Here is an 18,451-nt window from a genome sequence, read left to right on the forward strand (position 1 = left end):
CGCGGCAGACACCCTTGTCCTCAGCTAACAGTTCCTACTGCCAAGCCTGTAGCGGACTTTCACCGCCTAGCTGTCACCCATGCCGGGCGCACTAAGAAAAACCGCAGGCCCTTTATTGGGCCTGCAGTTTTTTCGATAGCCATTAATCGTTTAAAGAATAATCGCAATGAGGCCACCAGAACCTTCGTTGATAATCCGTTCCAGCGTTTCCTTTAGCTTGTAGCGGGCATTTTCCGGCATCAGGGCCAGTTTTGCGGATATCCCTTCGCGGACAATTGAATTAAGCGATCGTCCGAAAATATCCGAGTTCCAGATTGAGAGTGGATCGTCTTCAAAATCCTGCATGAGATAACGAACAAGCTCTTCGCTCTGTTTTTCGGTGCCAATAATCGGTGCGAATTCAGACTCGACATCGACCTTAATCATATGAATGGACGGGGCGACAGCTTTCAGCCGGACGCCAAACCGTGATCCTTGCTTAATAATTTCCGGCTCATCAAGGCTCATATCGCTTATCGAAGGTGCGGCAATGCCGTAGCCGGTTTGTTTCACCATTTTTAATGCATCCGCAACTTGATCGTATTCCCGCTTCGCGTGAGCAAAATCTTGCATCAGCTGCAGCAGGTGGTCCTTCCCGCGGATTTCAACACCGACCACTTCTTTCAGTACCTGATCATAGAGATTATCCGGAGCAAACAGATCGATTTCTGCCGTCCCTTTCCCCATCTCGATACCGGAGAGCTGTGCATTTTCAATAAAATCGTACGCGCTGAACGTATTCACGACACGGTCAACGTCACGAAGTCGTTTAATATCTTTGACGGTGTCTTTGACGGCACCCTCGTAATTTTTGCGCAACCAATGCTCTTCATTCAGAACCATAACCCAGCTCGGCAAATTGACATTAACTTCGAGTACTGGGAATTCGAACAGCGTTTCGCGAAGCACGTTATTGATATCATGCTCTGTAAGGTTTTCCACGCTTTGTGCAAGCACCGGAATATCATATTTCTCAGCTAATTCTTTACGTAAGGCTTCCGTATCCGGATGATACGGATGGGCCGAGTTGACAATCATGATAAACGGCTTGCCGACTTCTTTTAACTCATCAACAATCCGTTCTTCTGCTTCCATGTAATCTTCACGACTAATTTCTCCGATTGACCCGTCTGTTGTGACGACAATACCCAAAGTCGAATGCTCCTGAATCACTTTCCTCGTGCCGATCTCCGCAGCCTCTTGAAAGGGAATCGGTTCATCGTACCACGGTGTATGGACCATGCGTGGTCCGTTCTCGTCCTCGAAACCTTTCGCACCTTTTACAGCATAGCCGACGCAATCAACGAGCCGTATATTTACCTCTAGCCCTTCGTCCACATTTACAGTCACGGCATGATTCGGAACGAATTTTGGTTCAGTCGTCATTATCTGTCGCCCTGCTGCACTCTGCGGCAATTCGTCTTGTGCGCGAACTCGATCTGCCTCATTTTCAATATTCGGTAAAACAACTAATTCCATAAACTTTTTAATAAAGGTTGATTTCCCTGTACGCACGGCTCCGACAACCCCGAGATAAATATCGCCGCCAGTTCGCTCTGCAATGTCTTTGAAGATATCCACTCGCTCTAATTTTTCCAAAGTTTGCACCCTCCCGCTCCTCCTTCTATCCATGACGCTCGGTGATATAATTCATAAATATGACTTTGTCCATTGATTATTCCAAATAATTAATCGCACCGAGGGATAAATTCATGGAAACTTGGACCGGCTGCCGCCAGCCTTCTGTCCGTATAAAGGTATTGTCCGGAATGGGATTTATGACAGTGAACTGAATTTTTTTCATAACGAGAACGCATCGCTGATCACAACGAATTGATCATTCCTCATGTGTCTCTGAGAAAAACTTGGCTTAGCCAAGTCCTTTTTTGCAAAATTGCGCTCTAGCTGCTCGCTTGCCGCGGGCGATCCATGAGCCTCCTCAGACAGGCTAGAATCTGCGGGGTCTCATTTGGCTCGCTTTTCCCGCAGGCGTCTCGCGCCTTCGCTCATTTTTTGTGCAAAATCTTATACATTCTTATCTTTTGAGAAAAACTTGACTTAGCCAAGTCCTTTTTTGCAAAATTACGCTCTAGCTGCTCGCTTGCCGCGGGCGATCCATGAGCCTCCACAGACAGGCTAGAATCTGCGGGGTCTCATTTGGCTCGCTTTTCCCGCAGGCGTCTCGCACCTTCGCTCCATTTTTTGTGCAAAATCTTATACATTCTTATCTTTTGAGAAAAACTTGACTTAGCCAAGTCCTTTTTTGCGAAATTACGCTCTAGCTGCTCGCTTGCCGCGGGCGATCCATGAGCCTCCTCAGACAGGCTAGAATCTGCGGGGTCTCACTTGGCTCGCTTTTCCCGCAGGCGTCTCGCGCCTTCGCTCATTTTTTGTGCAAAATCTTATACATTCTTATCTTTTGAGAAAAACTTGACTTAGCCAAGTCCTTTTTTGCGAAATTACGCTCTAGCTGCTCGCTTCTTATCCATTCAAGCGTACAAAAAAAGCAGAGAGGAAACAAACTGTTTTCTCTCCACCTGACTAAATCCTTCCACGCCTGCCAGCACTTGCGAAATAGTGACGCACGCTATACCGTATGCTATTCCCACAGGTTTTGCCGCTGACGTCAGCCCAAGTCGTTACTTATTCTGACCAAACATTTTTGCCAGAGAGGAAAAATTGGCTGGCAGATTACCTGATGTAATTGCCTTTACTAATGCTTCTTCCTTCTCTTTCGGCACATCGACCCCTGCTGCCAAACCGATGCGCCCAATCAATTGCCGGACAACCACGGGATTGTTGAAATCGGCTCCAGATACCGAATCCGCAATCTTGTAAATTTCATCCTTGTTCATACGTGTCTTCTTCTCGATGTTATCAAAAAAAGGATTTTTCGAATCCAATGAACGTCCTCCTTTTCCCCTGCATTCCTTACATCGTATGCGGGGGAAAAAAGAGCGTTACCCAGTCGATCAAAGTTCTTTCGATATTTTCTCCACGAGCGATTCAGAGAACGCAGCAATTTCGTCCTTTTTATCGCGTCCCATCAATTCATCGACTGCTTCTTTTGGCTGTTTGCCTTCAAAAAGAACTTGGTAAATGGCTGAGGTAATCGGCATATCGACGTCTTCTTTTTTTGCCAACGCATAGGCAGCTTCAGCCGTGCGAACACCTTCAACAACCATCCCCATATGAGCAAGCACATCGTCAAGATTTTTTCCTTTGCCAAGCATATTGCCGGCCCGCCAATTACGGCTGTGCACGCTTGTACAAGTGACGATCAGATCGCCCATCCCCGTTAAGCCGATAAACGTCAGTGGAAAAGCACCGAGCTTCGTCCCAAGACGTGAAATTTCTGACAGACCTCGCGTGATTAAGGCAGCCTTGGCATTATCACCATAACCGAGGCCATCTGAAACACCTGCACCAAGTGCAATAATATTTTTGAGCGCGCCGCCGATTTCCACACCAATAATATCCTCATTGGTATAGACGCGAAAATAATGGTTGAAGAAGATATCCTGAGCTTTCCTCGCTGCTTCCAAATCTTTCGAGGCAACAGCAACCGTCGTTGGATGGCGCTGAGATACTTCTTCAGCATGGCTCGGTCCTGACAGGACAACGACCGCTTGCCGAAGCTGTTCAGGGATCTCCTCTTCAATAACTTCTGACATCCGTTTAAAGGTACCCGGCTCAATCCCCTTCACCCCATGAATAAACAGTACGGGATGTTTGAGAATCGACCGGACCTTCTTCAATACATCACGCATCGCTTTTGCCGGTACGACAAGCAATACTGCTGCAGCGTCTTCGAGAGCTTCTTCCAGGCTAGATGTACCATGAATGGCCAGCGGCAGAACAACGCCTGGAAGATATTTGTTATTTATGTGTTTTTTGCTTATCTCTTCAGCCTGTTCCTTTCGGTGACTCCATAGACTGACTGTATATTGATTGTCGGCGAGTACCATCGACAACGCCGTTCCCCAACTTCCGGCACCCAGTACCGCTATCTTTTTCATCTAAGAACGCCTCCTTGAGCCATTTGCCAACTTCTCGTTCACGCTTGTGCTTTTTTATGACCGATTTTGTTCTCATTGCCATGAATCAACCGAATAATATTGGCTCGGTGCTGGAAATAGGCAAGTACGGTAATCAGGAACATGATCAGAAGTACTGCGTTGCTGAATGTTCCAAAAAATACGCCTAATACCGGTGTGAGCAAGAGAAAAATAAGCGATCCGAGCGAGACGTATCGGGTCAATGCAATCACAGCAAGAGTCACCAAACCTGCGATCAGCGCCTCAATTGGCATAATCATGAAGAACACACCAATTGTTGTCGCAACGCCTTTACCACCCTTGAATCCGTAATACACGGGGAAATCATGACCGAGAATCGCGGCGAAACCTGAGAAAACAACCGCCCAATCAGGCACTGCAAGGAGAAAACGTGCAATCAGAATACAAACGATGCCTTTCAGTATATCAAGAAAAAGCACACCGATTGCCGGACCAGTCCCAAGAATTCGCTGCGTATTGGTTGCCCCTGCATTGCCACTTCCTGTCTTGCGTATATCGATTTTTTTTATTTTTTTTGTTATGAGATAACTAAAGCTCACCGCCCCAATAAGATAAGAAAGAATGATGGATAAGATAATAAGCATGGGAACAGCCCCTTTTATTGATCGTTATTATTTTTCTTTCTAGTGATTAACTTAATCGGTGTGCCGATAAAGCCAAATGTCTCACGGATTCGATTTTCCAGATAACGAACATATGAAAAATGCATCAGTTCTGGATCGTTGACAAACAAGACAAAAGCCGGTGGTTTGACGGCAACTTGAGTGACGTAGAATATTTTGAGCCGCTTGCCTTTATCCGATGGCGGCGGCGTCATCGCCACGGCATCCATGATGCAGTCATTGAGCAAGCTTGTCTGAATCCGCAATGAGTGGTTTTCAGCGACCTGCTGAATAACCGGTAACAGCTGATTCGTACGCGAACCGGTTAACGCCGATAAATAGACAATCGGTGCGTAGCTAATAAACTGGAAATTTTCGCGAATTTTCTTCGTAAACTGATCCATCGTTCGTGTTTCTTTTTGGACCGCATCCCACTTATTGACAACAATCACAATTGCGCGACCTGCTTCAAGAGCGTAACCGGCAATTTTTTTATCTTGTTCGAGAATGCCTTCTGCGCCGTTAATCAGAAACAGAATGACATCTGCCTCCTCAATCGAACGCTGTGCGCGCAGCACACTGTATTTCTCCGTTTTTTCATAGACCTTACCACGTCGGCGAATACCTGCTGTATCGACAATGATATAATCCTGACCATCTCTAGAAAACGGCGTGTCAATAGCATCGCGGGTTGTTCCAGCAATGTCGCTGACGATCACCCGTTCACGACCAAGAATTTGGTTAACCAGAGATGATTTGCCAACATTCGGTCGACCAATTAAAGCAAAGCGGATCGCGCCATCATCAGTTTCATCATCATCCTGAGGCGGAAAATTGGCGACAACCTTGTCCAACAAATCACCGAGACCCGTACCATGGGCACCGGAGACGCCTTGTGGATCGCCAAGGCCGAGCGAATAAAATTCATAGATCTCATTTCGTCTTGTATAATTATCAATTTTGTTGACACCGAGGACGACTGGCTTTTTTGAGCGTCTAAGTAAGTCTGCCACTTGCTCATCCGCGTCGGTCAGACCCGTTTTCCCATCGACCAGAAAAAGAATCACATCAGATTCGTCCATTGCTATTTCAGCTTGAGCTCTCATTTCAGTAAGGAGCGGTTCATCGCTAATTTCAATGCCCCCGGTATCAATGACATGGAATTCATAGTTCAACCATGTCCCATTTCCATACAACCGATCGCGTGTCACACCAGGCATATCTTCGACAATTGCCGCGCGACTGCCAACAATTCGATTGAAAATTGTCGATTTCCCGACGTTCGGTCGTCCGACAATGGCTACTGTTGGTTTTGACATACTGTTCCTCCTACGAGTCCGGTTCCGCAGGTCAAATCACACGGGATCCTTACCCGCGTACCGCACCTTCCATTTCCTGTACTGTCGCCTGGTACTCCGATCACACCAAGCAGTGTGCAAAAAAATAAATCCCATCACTGTTTTCTGCTTCCTAATCGTAACAAAAATTACCTGTTGACTCAATGTCAAAAGAAAATGACATCATTAGTATTTTCTAAATGTATCAGAAAAACTGGTTACATCCTGTACTTATTTGTGTCACATGAGCTCCGGTCGCTGGCTTGCCACGGGCGCACCGCGAGTCTCCTCAAACAAGCTAGCGTCTGTGGCGTCTCGCTGGCAAGCTATTCCGTAGCCGTCTCGCCTTTTACCCTTTTTTTATGCAAATTTTTCATTCGAAACATACAAAAAAAACGGAAAAACAGGAGACAGGAAAGTTTCCTTTTTTCCGTTTTTTATCTGTACTTGTCAACCTTAGAACCGTTCGCTTACAAAAAAATAAGCAATGGGAAAACACCTTTATGACGGATTATTTATATTTCTTTAACTGCTCGCCAATCATATCGCCCAATGAAAAGCCTGAGGAATTGTCCTCATCGTCAGGTGCCGCCACAGGTTGTTCAAAGCTTGGTCGCTTAGCCGGAATGCTTTCTTCCAAAGCCTTCATGCTGAGTGAAACCCGCTGATCGTCGAAGTTGACATCCAACACTTTCACCTTAATCTGCTGACCTTCAGAAAGCACTTCTTCAGGAGTGGCTACATGTTGATGTGAAATTTCTGACACGTGTACGAGGCCTTCCACACCCGGCAACAATTCGACAAAGGCACCAAACGGAACAAGACGTTTAACCGTACCTTCAAGAACGTCATCCGGATGAATTTTTTCTTTTGCACTTTCCCATGGTCCTGGTTGCGTTGCCTTGATCGACAAAGAAACACGTTCATTTTCCGGATCGACGGTCAATACTTTAACCTTGACTTTATCGCCTTCTTTAACGACTTCCGAAGGTGTCTCTACATGATAATGAGCGAGCTGTGATATGTGCACAAGGCCATCCACTCCGCCGATATCAACAAAAGCACCGAAATCCGTTAAGCGTTGAACCGTACCTTCGAGAACATCACCTTCGTGGATCTTCTGCAACGTTTCATCCTTCTTCAGATCTGCTTCCTCGTCCAAAACGGCACGATGAGAAAGAATAACTTTTCTTTTCTCGCGATCCAGTTCGACAATTTTGACGTCAAGCGGCTTGCCTTTATAATCGCTGAAATCTTCAACAAAATGTCTTTCAACGAGCGATGCTGGAATAAATCCGCGGACGCCGAGATCGACAACGAGACCACCTTTAACAACATCTGCAATTTCAACTGAGAAAGTAGTCTTGTTATTAAATTTGTCTTCGAGGTCTCCCCACGCCTGATCGGCGTCTACTTCACGTTTTGACAAAACCAGTTCATCATCTTCAAGCTTTGTTACTTTCACCTTGACTTCATCGCCTTCTTTGAGCAAATCATTTACTTTTTCTACATGAAGGCTTGAAAGTTCGCTGATAGGCAAGATACCGTCAACTTTATATCCAACATCAACTAATGCATGTTTTTCTTCTACTTTTGTTACCTTGCCGCTTCGTACATCACCGACCTGCAATGCTCCGTTATTCAAATCTTCAACCATTCTCAGGGACCTCCTTTAGTAAACCAACACGAAATTACCCATATGTTTAACTTCTTACAATTGAGGACATTTGTCAAGCAGATGAACTTCTATAAAAAGCATTCGTATCAATTCGCTTCAATCAGCCGCCGAATTTGATCCATGATGACTGAGGAAGCTTCTGACGATTTGACCCGTCCTTCTTTCAATGCCGCCGTATTTATCGGTTTACCGAAAACCACGGTAAGCTTTGCTCTGAATTTATAATTCCCAATTATCGCACACGGTATTACTGTAGCATTTGAATTTAAAGCAAAAAAGCCGGCACCTGAAAGTCCCTTTTTCAGGTCACCTGTATGATTCCGCGTTCCTTCAGGAAAAATAAGCAAAGCATGTCCCTGACGCAGCAAATTGAGTGCTAATCGGATGGCCCCACGATCACCTGTCCCGCGCTTAATAGGGAAAGCATTCACTTGACGCAGTATCGATCCAAGCACAGGTACCTGAAACAGTTCTTCCTTAGCGACAAAACTGAGCTGCCTTTTCAATGAGATACCGATGAGCGGCGGATCAAAATTGGAGCGATGGTTGCAGCAGATTAAGACAGGGCCTTCATCGGGCAGATTTTCCTGACCCTTGACTTCAATACGGAAATAGAATCGGTAAAAGATCCCAGCCAGCGGCTTACCAATAAAGTAAAGGCTCATGCCAAACGCCTCGCATTCACAATACGCAGAATTGCAGCAACAACTTCTTCGATATTCAGCGATGTTGTATCCAGTTCGATTGCATCGTCCGCTTTCACAAGCGGCGAAATTTCTCGCTCCATATCTTTCTTGTCACGGCGTGCAATCGCATCTTGCAACGCCTCAATAGATGGATGACGTCCTTTGAGCTCTTCCTCCTTAAAACGTCGAATCGCTCTTTCCTCAACAGAAGCTTTCATAAAAATCTTGACATCTGCGTTGGGCAACACATGCGTGCCGATGTCACGGCCATCCATCACTACTGAACAGCTTTCAGCAAGTCTACGCTGCCGGCGAACCATCTCTTCACGCACTTCCTTATAGGAAGAAACGAGCGAAACCTGCTCAGTTACCTCAGGTAAACGAATCTCTTCGGTCACATCCTGTCCATCGACAGAGACGTGTTGCCCGTCTTCCATCTGCCGTAGAACAATTTCCGTACTATCCAGCAGATCCTTCAGTGCTTTGCCACTTTTCAGGTCAGCTGCTGCATGCAATGCTTTATATGTAAGCGAACGATACATAGCACCCGTATCAATATAAATAAACCCCAGTTCCCGAGCCGCAATTTTCGCAACTGTACTTTTCCCCGCAGCAGCTGGTCCATCAATCGCAATCTGAAATTGTTTTCCCATAACCTCGTACCCCACATTCTTCTCTCTCGAATTCACAATCGCCATTGTTTTCTATTGACAACAACGTTGTTCTACCTCTGTCGATCTCTCGGACGGACGTTCCCGAACATTTTTCTTCGTTCCTCTAATTGTTTTTCAAAACAGAAACGTATAACCGGCTGCCTGTCCCGCTCACTATCAAACAGAAAACGAAGCGACGCCTTCAAATGGTTCGTTTTATGATCCGTAAAGATACGTGTAATCATTCCCTTGATTTTTAGATAACGTGTCTCTGATTCTGTTGAAACTAAACTTAACCATAAATCAACGGGTTCGTCTGCCGCCAGATCATGTGAAGCAGACAATAAAATCAAGGCACCGCCACCGCCAATATCACTCGTAACTGTATTAAACGGCGCAAATTTTCCTACTGAAGAGTGAATTGCAATATTCTGATTGGTGACAACGCGCACAAAATTGCGCCGTTGTACTTTCCTCACCGCTTCTTCTCCACCATAAGAGATGAGAAGTAGCGGAATCTTTCCTTGCTGCACTCTACGTTCAAAAACAGCGTGAAAACTATAGACGTGACGCCCATCGACATAGCTCGCTTCAAATGGTGTCTGATTCATGAGTACGACAGTTTTATCTGTCTTCTCATCAATCGGATAGTCAACGATTAGCTCATTTTCATAGACCTCAGCCAATCGGCAGCGATAAAGATGCTCGATTCCATCCGCATCGATTGATTTTAACCTGAGTGTTTCACCCGCATTGAAAATCATAAAGACAACCCCCGCGACCGATAGAATCTAATTTAACGGACATACCTAGTAACTTAGGAAAGCGAACCGTTCAAAAACCCGTCACAGATATTATACATTAAATTGATTGATGAAAAAAACAGACATTTTGCTAATCGCGTAATAATTCAACTTTTTCCTGGTCCCCATTGTCGGCATTCAGAAAAACGCGATACGTCTCATTGCCCCGCGTCGCAAAGAATTCATAGCAGAGGATATTCTTTAATGTCGTATTTTGGAAAACTGCCAGATTTGTCTCCCGTACACGTAGTTCAGAATTTAATTGTTTGCGGACGGCATCTGCTGTCAATTTAGGTTTCAGAGGAACATCGCATTTATTGGCCAGATAGTCGCTCTGATCAAAAGCAATGATCTCGTTTCGATCCATGGCTGTTTTTATTTTAACCGATGCCGGATAGAGACGCACTTGGTTTCTGATTGGCACAAATGTGAAAACGGCTACTCGGTTATAGGAATCCCTTTTCGTTAACAACATGTTATGAAACCCATGTTGCTTCAGAAAAAGGGCAGCCTTCTGCTCGGCTGTATAGAGACCAATCCGCTTCGAACCGATCGCGCGATCCACTAGAAACCAGATTACATGCCCACCTTTTTGGCTAACAGAGGCCGAGTAAGCGGGCCCTTTTCCGTGATTGGCCCGTAACGTCAGATCAAAGGCGGGAATGCTCGATCCTTTACCTGTTGCATCGATGGACTGGATCTTTGTGTTTTTCAAATTAAGCCAGTCGATTAAGTGGTCTGATGCCTGTTCTTTATTTAGCTGCTTTCCAGGCAAATCGCGAAAACGCTTTTTGTTAAAAACCATATTTCGCGGATTTTCCGGGCTGAAGCTCTGTGTATAGTCTGTTGCTTGACCATTTACACGTTTCAGGCCATCAATCACCTGATTATCTTGATTCTGTTTTTTCATTTTTAATGCCATTTCGACGTCCATCCAACGCAGGTGATTAGCCATCACTTTCTCTTGAACAGCGCGCAATCCGTCGCGTATCGTCATCGATTCGTGGTAAAGCTTTTGCAGCGTGCGGTATTCTTCGGCGCTAAGCCGTCGATCATTCGTTGTTTTCACGCCGGTGTTATATGTGAAATCACCAACATGTGCAAGGAACTCGTTTGTTCTATTAAATGGCATCAGCGTCAGCGGCAATTCGTTTGCTGCCGCATGGGCCAGCGCGCTCAGCCGCCAAGATTCAACAAGCTGTGGTCGCATGGACTGTCGCGTCTGCATCGCCAGAGCCATTCCGAGCGTCTCCTCGAGCGAATCGACATAGTAGGTCAGCTCATGATAAGACTGCTGATAATGGTTTTCTGCATGAATTGTAACAGCCTGGCGCATTTGATGCTCTCGATAGCCCCAGATACTTAAGGTGACGACAAACAGAACAGCAAGAACGTAGCCAGTCCAAATCCAGAATCTCCGTCTCATGAGACCCCCCCTATTTACAGAAAATATGCTTGCCGATTTTCCCAATCTGCGGACGCGACCAAATCCATGCGGAGGTTGCTGTGTCCGGATTAAAATAATATAGAGCGCCATTGGTCGGATCCCAACCATTAATTGCGTCCATTACAGCTTTTTTTGCATTTTCATTTGGTGTGAGCCAAATCTGACCATCCGAGACAGCGGTAAATGCACCCGGCTGGAAAATCACATCAGAGATATTGTTCGGAAACCGCGAATCGGACACGCGATTAATAATGACAGCACCGACAGCTACCTGACCGATATAGGGTTCGCCTCGAGATTCTCCGTAAACAGCGTTCGCCATGAGATTGACATCTGCTCGAGAATAGCCCTGCGGAAGATTATCAATCGTGTATTTTCCTTTATTCGTCTGATTGGGTGCTTTAGTATTTGTGCCGCTCTTCGTCGCATTATCCGGCTTACCGGCCGTGCTACCCTTCGATTGCTGCGAAGCTTTTTGAACCTGCTGGTTAAGCGGCACCCCACCGTAATAGGTAAAAGTATTGCCCGCTTTTAAATTGCGGTCAATATAATCTTTATCAAACCGCGACGCCTTCACTAACTTCTGTTTGACACTATCGCCAGCAATCCCGTCAACTTTCATTCCATAATTCTTTTGAAAAGAGCGAAGCGCCCAATACGTACTGTATCCGAATTTTCCGTCGATCGCTCCTTTATAAAAGCCGATATATTGAAGACGCGCCTGTAATTCAATCACATCATCCCCTGTTTCGCCTTGAGTGATTATTTGATTTGAAAAGGCGGACGCTTGCATGCTCTGCAGGCAAGTTAACACAAAAACAAGCAGAATTGCCCACCGCCATTGCTTTTTCACAAGCCTTTTCCTCCTTGCAACTGATAACATCTTGCTTCAGTGTCTCTTGCATCAAGTGAATCTCTGACTGAAATCAAGATTATCATTCCTATAAAAAGCCTTTTTATGCATCTGTTGCCTGCTGGCCTTTTGGGTTTTTTCAAGGAAGAAAAATTGATGTGCTGTAAAAGCTTTGTCTTGTTCAATTCAGGCAAACTTGGCGTAGCCTAGTCTCTTTCTCAACAATTGCGCTCTAGTCGCTCGCTTTTCCCACAAGGCGTAGAGCGCCTCACTGCATTTTTGTACGAAAATCTTTATACATGCTTATTCTTAAAATAAAGAGGCTGTCTCATAAGTCTAAAAATAGACTTTTGAGACAGCCTCTTTGCTGCCCTATTTATCTTTTCCTGCATGAACAAACGATTGTCTGCATAGGTTCTTAGTGGCAACAAAAGCAGAAAAACAGCAGGCAAGATCAAGCCTGCGGCATTCCGCCAAAATACGTGTGAATATCGGCAATTGCATGATCCTTCATCAGAAGTTTTCCGTACTCTGCCAGTCTGTGAATCGTAATTGTTGAGGTATTGCCAAACTCGGCAAGAAGAGCAATTAACGTTTCGAGATTGACAGCAAGTTCCGAATCCGCTTCGTTGAAGTAAAGATAATACTTATTTTCGAATAAGTAGAGACTACCGCCATCGATGCCGATCTGATGCAGAGTCATTGATAAACGAATAATGTCTTCAAATTGTTCAAACTGATAAAGAATATCCTGACTCTCGTCCATTGTGACCTGCATCTGGATAAAGTCATCATCTTCTTCAAAGTCATCGGCATCTTTACTGTTCTCATCCGACCGACCTTTTGAGACAATGACAACCATACCTTGAGCCGGCAATGAAAAAACTTCAACATCTATCGGACCATTGGCTTCAAAACCAAGCTCACTGCCTGCTTCATCCATCATATCACGAAAAAGCTGTTCCACGCGCGGCAGATCATGCCACATATCTTCTTTTGAAATCCCTCGTTCATTCAAATCGTCAAAAGTCAGGAATATTTTAATCCTGTCACCGTTCAGACGTTCCAATCGCATGCCAAACGCCCCCTTGCCATCCCAGCCTGATCATTACTCAGCATCGCAGACCCTTTTCCTTACTATATGTTTCTTTCCTGTTTCGGTGCTACTGGTGAGCCAGAAGAGCCTCATTCTGAGAAAAAAATATAGAGAACTTTAGTGTAGTATACAACGCCCTTAAAAAAAAGTACATGCTGACGCTCAATTGTCTCGCCTCAAGCGAAGCAGAGACGCAGATAGAGCGTATCCGGCGGTGCGGCGAAACGAAGCGGCAGTTTTGTTGTTCCATAGCCGTTACTGATGATTAGTGTCCCAAAATCAAGTTTTTTTACCCCACCTTTTTCTTTAATTGTCAGACCAAACAGATTAATCTGTCCGCCATGTGTATGTCCGCATATTGCATAGGAGAGACCCATTGACCGTTTAAGCTTTTTCTTTATCGATGGATTGTGGCTGAACAGTAACGTTGGCGCGTCAGCATGACGCGTAGCGAGTGCTTCTGCCAATCTATCCCGCCGGGTTGTCGCATCATTAACACCCGTGAAATTAATCACTTGACCGCCCTTTTGTATCACTGCCGTCTGATTATCTAAAATAGTAACGTGACAGTCATGCAGCAATCTTTCAATGGCGTTTTTTCCAGTATCCCCATCATGATTGCCCCAGACAAAATAGGTTGGTGCAAGTTGTGTTAGACGCCTCAAATTCTCTCTGACACGAAATAACGGAACACCCCGTTCTGTCAAGTCACCACCGATAACGACATAATCCGGCGGTGCCGGTAATTTATCGAGTAGATGTCGCGTGACTTTACGGCGGTGAATATCTGAAATGAAAAAGATTGTTCGCCCTTCAAAAACAGGCGGCAGATCGTCAATCAGCAGTTCAATTTGAATCAAGCGATCAGCGTGCGCTTCTGAATACATGAAAACAAACAAAATTGACAATAGCCATATGATTGCAGCGAAAAACACGTAAAAGTTCGCCAACAGCCTCACCCCTATTTCCCGGCATCTATTTAAAATAGGTTTCTTTACGAGTCGGCTGCAAATGACGGTCGTCATAAAAAATTATAGCCTCAAGAATTTTCCGTCTTATTTTTTAGAATCGAGTCTAATGACAAGCAGCGAGAGCATATAAAAAAAAAGAATTAATTTTCAAATGATTGGAGGCTTTTGAATTGCCAGCAAGCAGAAGATGGGTACAGCCCTATGTCAGCCCTTTTGACCCATGTCCACCAATCGGTCCGATAGCCTATGAAACGCCGATACAGCTTTATCTCGGCTTTCAACCCCCAGGTATGGAGCAATTTTCACCGGTTCAGGCGCTCGCCCACGGTACATTATGGCCAGGTCTATACTCGCCGTATACAAACCCTTATCTCGAAAAAAAGAAAGGATGATCACTGTGTCCAGGCAAAATCCACTACCACCTGAATACTATGATGAGTTGCACGCTTTGCAGGCGATTGATTTTACACTCGTGGAGTTGAACCTTTATCTAGATACCCATCCGGACGATTTAGAAACATTAAAACAATTTAATTCGACAGCTTTAAAAAGCCGTGAAATGACCGAAGCATTTGAGAAAAAATATGGACCGCTGCAAAATTTTGGTCATAGTTTTTCTGCCTATCCTTGGCAGTGGAAAGAAGCACCTTGGCCATGGCAGGTCTAACAGCGTTGCATTGAACACAAGCAGACGTAAATGAAGGGAGAGCGAACAGAGACATGTGGTATTATCAAAAAAAATTGCAATATCCTGTTCGTGTCGGTACGTGCAATCCACGTCTTGCCAAATTTCTGATCGAACAATACGGCGGTGCAGACGGTGAACTTGCAGCAGCACTCCGCTATCTAAATCAGCGCTATACAATTCCAGAACGCGTCATCGGTCTTCTTAACGATATCGGCACTGAGGAGTTCGCGCACCTTGAAATGATTGCCACAATGGTCTATAAACTAACGGTTTCTAAATTGCTACACATAAATATACTATTCCCTTCCTTATTATATTCTAAAAAAAGTGCAAAAAAAAATGGAGTCACCGCCAAAAAGACGGTAACCCCATAGCAATCTCAATAAACTTTTCCATATCCAATTCTCCAACAGAAGTTGCTTTTCCAACCCCTTCAACAATAACAGTTTTATCATCAACCGTTTCCTTTGGTTCTGCATGTTCTGCATGTTCTTCATGTTCTTCATGTTCATTATGTCTAATCATGATGTCACCGCCCTAATTGCAATTTATGAGGTTGATAGTTTGTCTAAGAACCTACACACAGGCACTTGCAGATAAGGACAGAAAAAGGACATTACATATTTGTTTTTTTTTTAATGTAACTTGTTTCATTTTTATAAGGCGGTGCTGCCTGTAAAAAGCGGGTGTTTTACGCCTATGTATATATAGGAATTAAAGCACAATATTGAATCACGGCCTTTGTTGGTTTGACCACTTCCAGCACTGGCCTTACTGGTACGGCGTTCCTGCCGTGCCTTTTTATTTAGCCTTTGACCTCAATAATTTTGAATCTTATCCATGAGAGGATGAACATATTGGAAAGACTTCCCTACAAGCAAGAAGTAGACGCTAGGTTTATCCGTCCTATTCGGCATACCCGCAACAAAAGTCTAGATGAGTTTAGTTGTTTTATGGAAATTGACCCTGCCACTATTAGTAAGCTAGAAAACAGACAGCTACGGTTTACACCCTACTATGAAGAAAAGTTGAGGCTGGCCATGAAACGGCTACGTATAACGGGCGTGGAAATCCAAAGTATTAGAAAACTGATAGATGTTAAAGAAAGTCGGAATTACAGGACATGACCACTGTAGGCCTGATACTGTTACTTAAACTGATTGTATTGACAAGAATTGAAAAACATAAAAGCGAGGTAATTAAACCATGACGGAATTTAATCCTGAACTTATTAGGGCATTGGCAAACGGGGACGCACAGGCATTAGAACAGATTAAAAGCTACCCGTTAACAGTAAGAATGGCATTAGGAACAGCGGTTGACCAACTACGGCGAGATGAAAATATAGTACCAATGTCAGGTGGCGGCTTTTCTCTCTATGAACAAAAACCAAGTTCTTATATGGACACTGAAGCTGTGGGAAAGGCATTAGCAGAACGTAATAAGAAATTACGTGAAGCAGAAGAACTCAAGGAAAAAATTAGAGAAGAACACTTATTGAAGGTTGCTAAACAACAAGCCACACGGGCAAGGCTTGGGCTTAGATATGACAGATAACTCAATGTTGTGATTTTCCCCTATACTCTACCCGCTGGCATTATTGCTGGCGGGCTATTTTTATACTCTCTAAAAGGCGGGATACAGTATGAATTACAATATAAATAACAATGTGGCAATCTTTTATCACACCTTAGAAAATGCTAAGAATTGCAAGGTTATGTTTGCAGACGGTTCTGTGTATTGGCAGAAAACCATTCCTAATACAGTACACTGGTACATTATCGGTGAACGGAAAAAGTTATACCTAGATGAGAAATGTGAACAGCTGGCAGACGTGACAAGGGCAGACAAAATAAAAGAGTGTAAGCGGCTAGGGCTTATTAAGGGTTAAGGTGAAAAGCCTTAGCCTTATTTTTTTGTACAAAAAAGATTTATCAAAATTATACTTAATTTCCTTACTAGAATTATTGATTACTGTCACAGTATCTTTTTATTATTAAAGTGATTGTTATTAGTTCTTATTTCATCACAGTTGGCAGTGCCTTTACTTGTGATTAACAAATCTCTGTTTTTGTGCCAAAGCAGGTTTCCAAGATTTTGCAAAAATTTTTTCTTAGACTTCAAACAAATTAAAATGGCGAAATCCTTAACCACCCTTGGTTGACGCAGTTCCTGCCCCCCTATATTGCCGCTGTGTTGCATTGAATCGGGTTAGAACTACGCTGATAGACATTTCATTGCAACTGAGGGCATAAGTCTAGAGGATATATGCAATGATAGCGTTACCAAACAGTTTAGAAACTGCGGTGTATATTTTGCAACCATCAGACCGCCCCCATAGACACCCCCCGTCCCCCCTATATACCCTTCAGCCTCATTCAATCCGGCACCTTCCCGCCGCTATCTCTGTCCTTCTCTGCCGCCGCTGTCCTCTCTTTCATTGCTTTATCTCTTATTCAGTCATTGCTTTATTGCCTCTTTGCTGTAGTCTCTCTGTGGCCTGTCCTGTACGGCCTCTGTGCTGTCCTGCGGCTGTCTCTTCCGTTCCCTTGCCGATGCCCGTTGCCTGTCCCTCTGCCGCCCTCTGTGGCTGTCCTGTGGAATCTCTTCCTTTCTCTTTACCCGTGCTATGCTTGTGTAGCAGTGTGGGCTATGTGCCTTGTTTACCCCGTCACTTTTTGACAGTGAATTATGGTAGTGGCTGAACCCCTGCCCCGCCTTTGTCTATTGCTGGCTGTCAATTGTGTACACTATCGAGAGTCATAACTTAAAAGTATTGACACCGATTTAAAAGTCTTGTAATATCAGGGTATCGGGTGGTGTCATTACTTAGTGTCATAAATAATATACAAAAAGGGGCTATACATAATGAAATATGGATATGCAAGGGTAAGCACAGTTCAACAAGATTTAAAGGCACAATTACAGACATTAGAGAAAGAAGGATGTGAAAAGATTTATTCTGAGAAGTTCACAGGCACAAAGACAGACCGCCCCGAATTTAAAAAACTGCTTTCTATGCTTAAAGACGGTGACACCTTAGTAATAACCAAACTAGACCGCTTTGCACGTTCTACAGGGGATGCTATAAAGACCATAAAAACCCTATTTGAAAAAGGGGTCAAAGTTCATGTGCTAAACATGGGCATCATAGAGAATACCTCGACAGGACGGCTTATCTTTAATATCATGAGTTCCTTTGCAGAATTTGAACGAGATATGATTGTAGAACGCACACAAGAAGGTAAGGCCATTGCTAAACAGCGGGGCGACTTTAGAGAAGGGCGGCCAAAAAAGTATTCTAAGAAACAAATAGAACACGCTTTAGGGTTGTTAGACAACCGTTCTTATAAAGAAGTGGAGAATATGACAGGAATTTCAAAAAGTACCCTGATTAGAGAGAAGAGAAATAGTTATAATTAAACTCCAATTAAAATGATATTTACTTACTCAACTGTCTTCAAATAAATGGGTGAACAAACCAAAGACTATCATTGACACAGGCTTATGTTTAACTTA

The 18,451-nt window shown here is 44.2% G+C and carries 18 protein-coding genes and 1 pseudogene; 5 read left to right on the forward strand and 14 right to left on the reverse strand.

Features of this window, described 5'->3' with window-relative positions:
- Nucleotides 1–150: 150 nt before the first annotated feature.
- The 13 genes from spoIVA to JOC27_RS06195 form a co-directional block, all read right to left on the reverse strand.
- Nucleotides 151–1,638 carry a stage IV sporulation protein A gene (gene spoIVA, locus JOC27_RS06135; protein ID WP_338062778.1) on the reverse strand — a complete coding sequence of 496 codons (1,488 nt, stop codon included), beginning with the start codon at nt 1,636–1,638 and terminating at the stop codon, nt 151–153.
- A 1,040-nt stretch (nt 1,639–2,678) separates the two neighbouring features.
- The gene (locus JOC27_RS06140; protein ID WP_205006139.1) at nt 2,679–2,942 is read right to left on the reverse strand and encodes a stage VI sporulation protein F; all 264 of its coding nucleotides are present in this window, start codon (nt 2,940–2,942) and stop codon (nt 2,679–2,681) included.
- Nucleotides 2,943–3,011: 69 nt separating this feature from the next.
- Nucleotides 3,012–4,058, reverse strand: coding sequence for an NAD(P)H-dependent glycerol-3-phosphate dehydrogenase (locus JOC27_RS06145; RefSeq protein WP_205006140.1), 1,047 nt, complete (start codon nt 4,056–4,058; stop codon nt 3,012–3,014).
- A 38-nt stretch (nt 4,059–4,096) separates the two neighbouring features.
- Complete coding sequence (gene plsY, locus JOC27_RS06150; protein ID WP_205006141.1) at nt 4,097–4,702, reverse strand: glycerol-3-phosphate 1-O-acyltransferase PlsY; 606 nt, start codon at nt 4,700–4,702, stop codon at nt 4,097–4,099.
- A 14-nt stretch (nt 4,703–4,716) separates the two neighbouring features.
- Entirely contained in the window at nt 4,717–6,039 is a 1,323-nt protein-coding gene (gene der, locus JOC27_RS06155; RefSeq protein ID WP_205006142.1) for a ribosome biogenesis GTPase Der, read from the reverse strand.
- 529 nt (nt 6,040–6,568) lie between these two features.
- Complete coding sequence (gene rpsA, locus JOC27_RS06160) at nt 6,569–7,714, reverse strand: 30S ribosomal protein S1 (protein ID WP_205006143.1); 1,146 nt, start codon at nt 7,712–7,714, stop codon at nt 6,569–6,571.
- 107 nt (nt 7,715–7,821) lie between these two features.
- Nucleotides 7,822–8,400 (reverse strand): lysophospholipid acyltransferase family protein, encoded by a 579-nt coding sequence (locus JOC27_RS06165; protein WP_205006144.1) that lies wholly within the window; start codon nt 8,398–8,400, stop codon nt 7,822–7,824.
- The gene (gene cmk / locus JOC27_RS06170; RefSeq protein WP_205006145.1) at nt 8,397–9,074 is read right to left on the reverse strand and encodes a (d)CMP kinase; all 678 of its coding nucleotides are present in this window, start codon (nt 9,072–9,074) and stop codon (nt 8,397–8,399) included. Before cmk ends, JOC27_RS06165 begins: the two co-directional genes overlap by 4 nt.
- A 71-nt stretch (nt 9,075–9,145) precedes the next feature.
- On the reverse strand, nt 9,146–9,838 hold the full coding sequence (locus JOC27_RS06175) for a flagellar brake protein (protein ID WP_205006146.1): 693 nt from the start codon (nt 9,836–9,838) through the stop codon (nt 9,146–9,148).
- 130 nt (nt 9,839–9,968) lie between these two features.
- Nucleotides 9,969–11,303 (reverse strand): germination protein YpeB, encoded by a 1,335-nt coding sequence (gene ypeB, locus JOC27_RS06180; RefSeq protein ID WP_205006147.1) that lies wholly within the window; start codon nt 11,301–11,303, stop codon nt 9,969–9,971.
- Nucleotides 11,304–11,313: 10 nt separating this feature from the next.
- Nucleotides 11,314–12,207 carry a spore cortex-lytic enzyme gene (gene sleB / locus JOC27_RS06185; protein ID WP_205006148.1) on the reverse strand — a complete coding sequence of 298 codons (894 nt, stop codon included), beginning with the start codon at nt 12,205–12,207 and terminating at the stop codon, nt 11,314–11,316.
- A gap of 424 nt (nt 12,208–12,631) precedes the next feature.
- A complete protein-coding gene (locus tag JOC27_RS06190) occupies nt 12,632–13,252 on the reverse strand; it encodes a genetic competence negative regulator (protein WP_205006149.1) in 621 nt (206 codons plus the stop codon).
- 197 nt (nt 13,253–13,449) lie between these two features.
- Complete coding sequence (locus tag JOC27_RS06195) at nt 13,450–14,223, reverse strand: metallophosphoesterase (RefSeq protein WP_205006150.1); 774 nt, start codon at nt 14,221–14,223, stop codon at nt 13,450–13,452.
- 191 nt (nt 14,224–14,414) lie between these two features.
- Here JOC27_RS06195 and JOC27_RS06200 point away from each other — a divergent pair, with 191 nt between their 5' ends.
- The 3 genes and pseudogenes from JOC27_RS06200 to JOC27_RS06210 form a co-directional block, all read left to right on the forward strand.
- The gene (locus JOC27_RS06200; RefSeq protein ID WP_205006151.1) at nt 14,415–14,636 is read left to right on the forward strand and encodes a spore coat associated protein CotJA; all 222 of its coding nucleotides are present in this window, start codon (nt 14,415–14,417) and stop codon (nt 14,634–14,636) included.
- Nucleotides 14,633–14,911 (forward strand): spore coat protein CotJB, encoded by a 279-nt coding sequence (locus tag JOC27_RS06205; RefSeq protein ID WP_205006152.1) that lies wholly within the window; start codon nt 14,633–14,635, stop codon nt 14,909–14,911. The genes JOC27_RS06200 and JOC27_RS06205 overlap by 4 nt, the downstream gene beginning before the upstream one ends.
- 53 nt (nt 14,912–14,964) lie before the next feature.
- Nucleotides 14,965–15,201, forward strand: a pseudogene (locus tag JOC27_RS06210) (manganese catalase family protein); the annotation flags it as partial.
- A 76-nt stretch (nt 15,202–15,277) separates the two neighbouring features.
- On the opposite strand, the gene JOC27_RS06215 reads toward JOC27_RS06210, so the two are convergent.
- Nucleotides 15,278–15,457, reverse strand: coding sequence for a hypothetical protein (locus JOC27_RS06215; protein WP_205006153.1), 180 nt, complete (start codon nt 15,455–15,457; stop codon nt 15,278–15,280).
- A gap of 681 nt (nt 15,458–16,138) precedes the next feature.
- Between JOC27_RS06215 and JOC27_RS06220 the strand changes: the two genes are divergently transcribed.
- Together JOC27_RS06220 and JOC27_RS06225 are read left to right on the forward strand one after the other, a co-directional pair.
- A complete protein-coding gene (locus tag JOC27_RS06220; protein ID WP_010024465.1) occupies nt 16,139–16,489 on the forward strand; it encodes a hypothetical protein in 351 nt (116 codons plus the stop codon).
- A gap of 1,311 nt (nt 16,490–17,800) precedes the next feature.
- Nucleotides 17,801–18,355, forward strand: a complete 555-nt coding sequence (locus JOC27_RS06225) for a recombinase family protein (RefSeq protein ID WP_010027195.1) — start codon at nt 17,801–17,803, stop codon at nt 18,353–18,355.
- The last annotated feature ends 96 nt before the right edge of the window (nt 18,356–18,451 follow it).

Origin of the sequence: Sporolactobacillus spathodeae (genome assembly GCF_016908935.1) — a bacterium.
GTDB lineage: Bacteria > Bacillota > Bacilli > Bacillales > Sporolactobacillaceae > Sporolactobacillus > Sporolactobacillus spathodeae.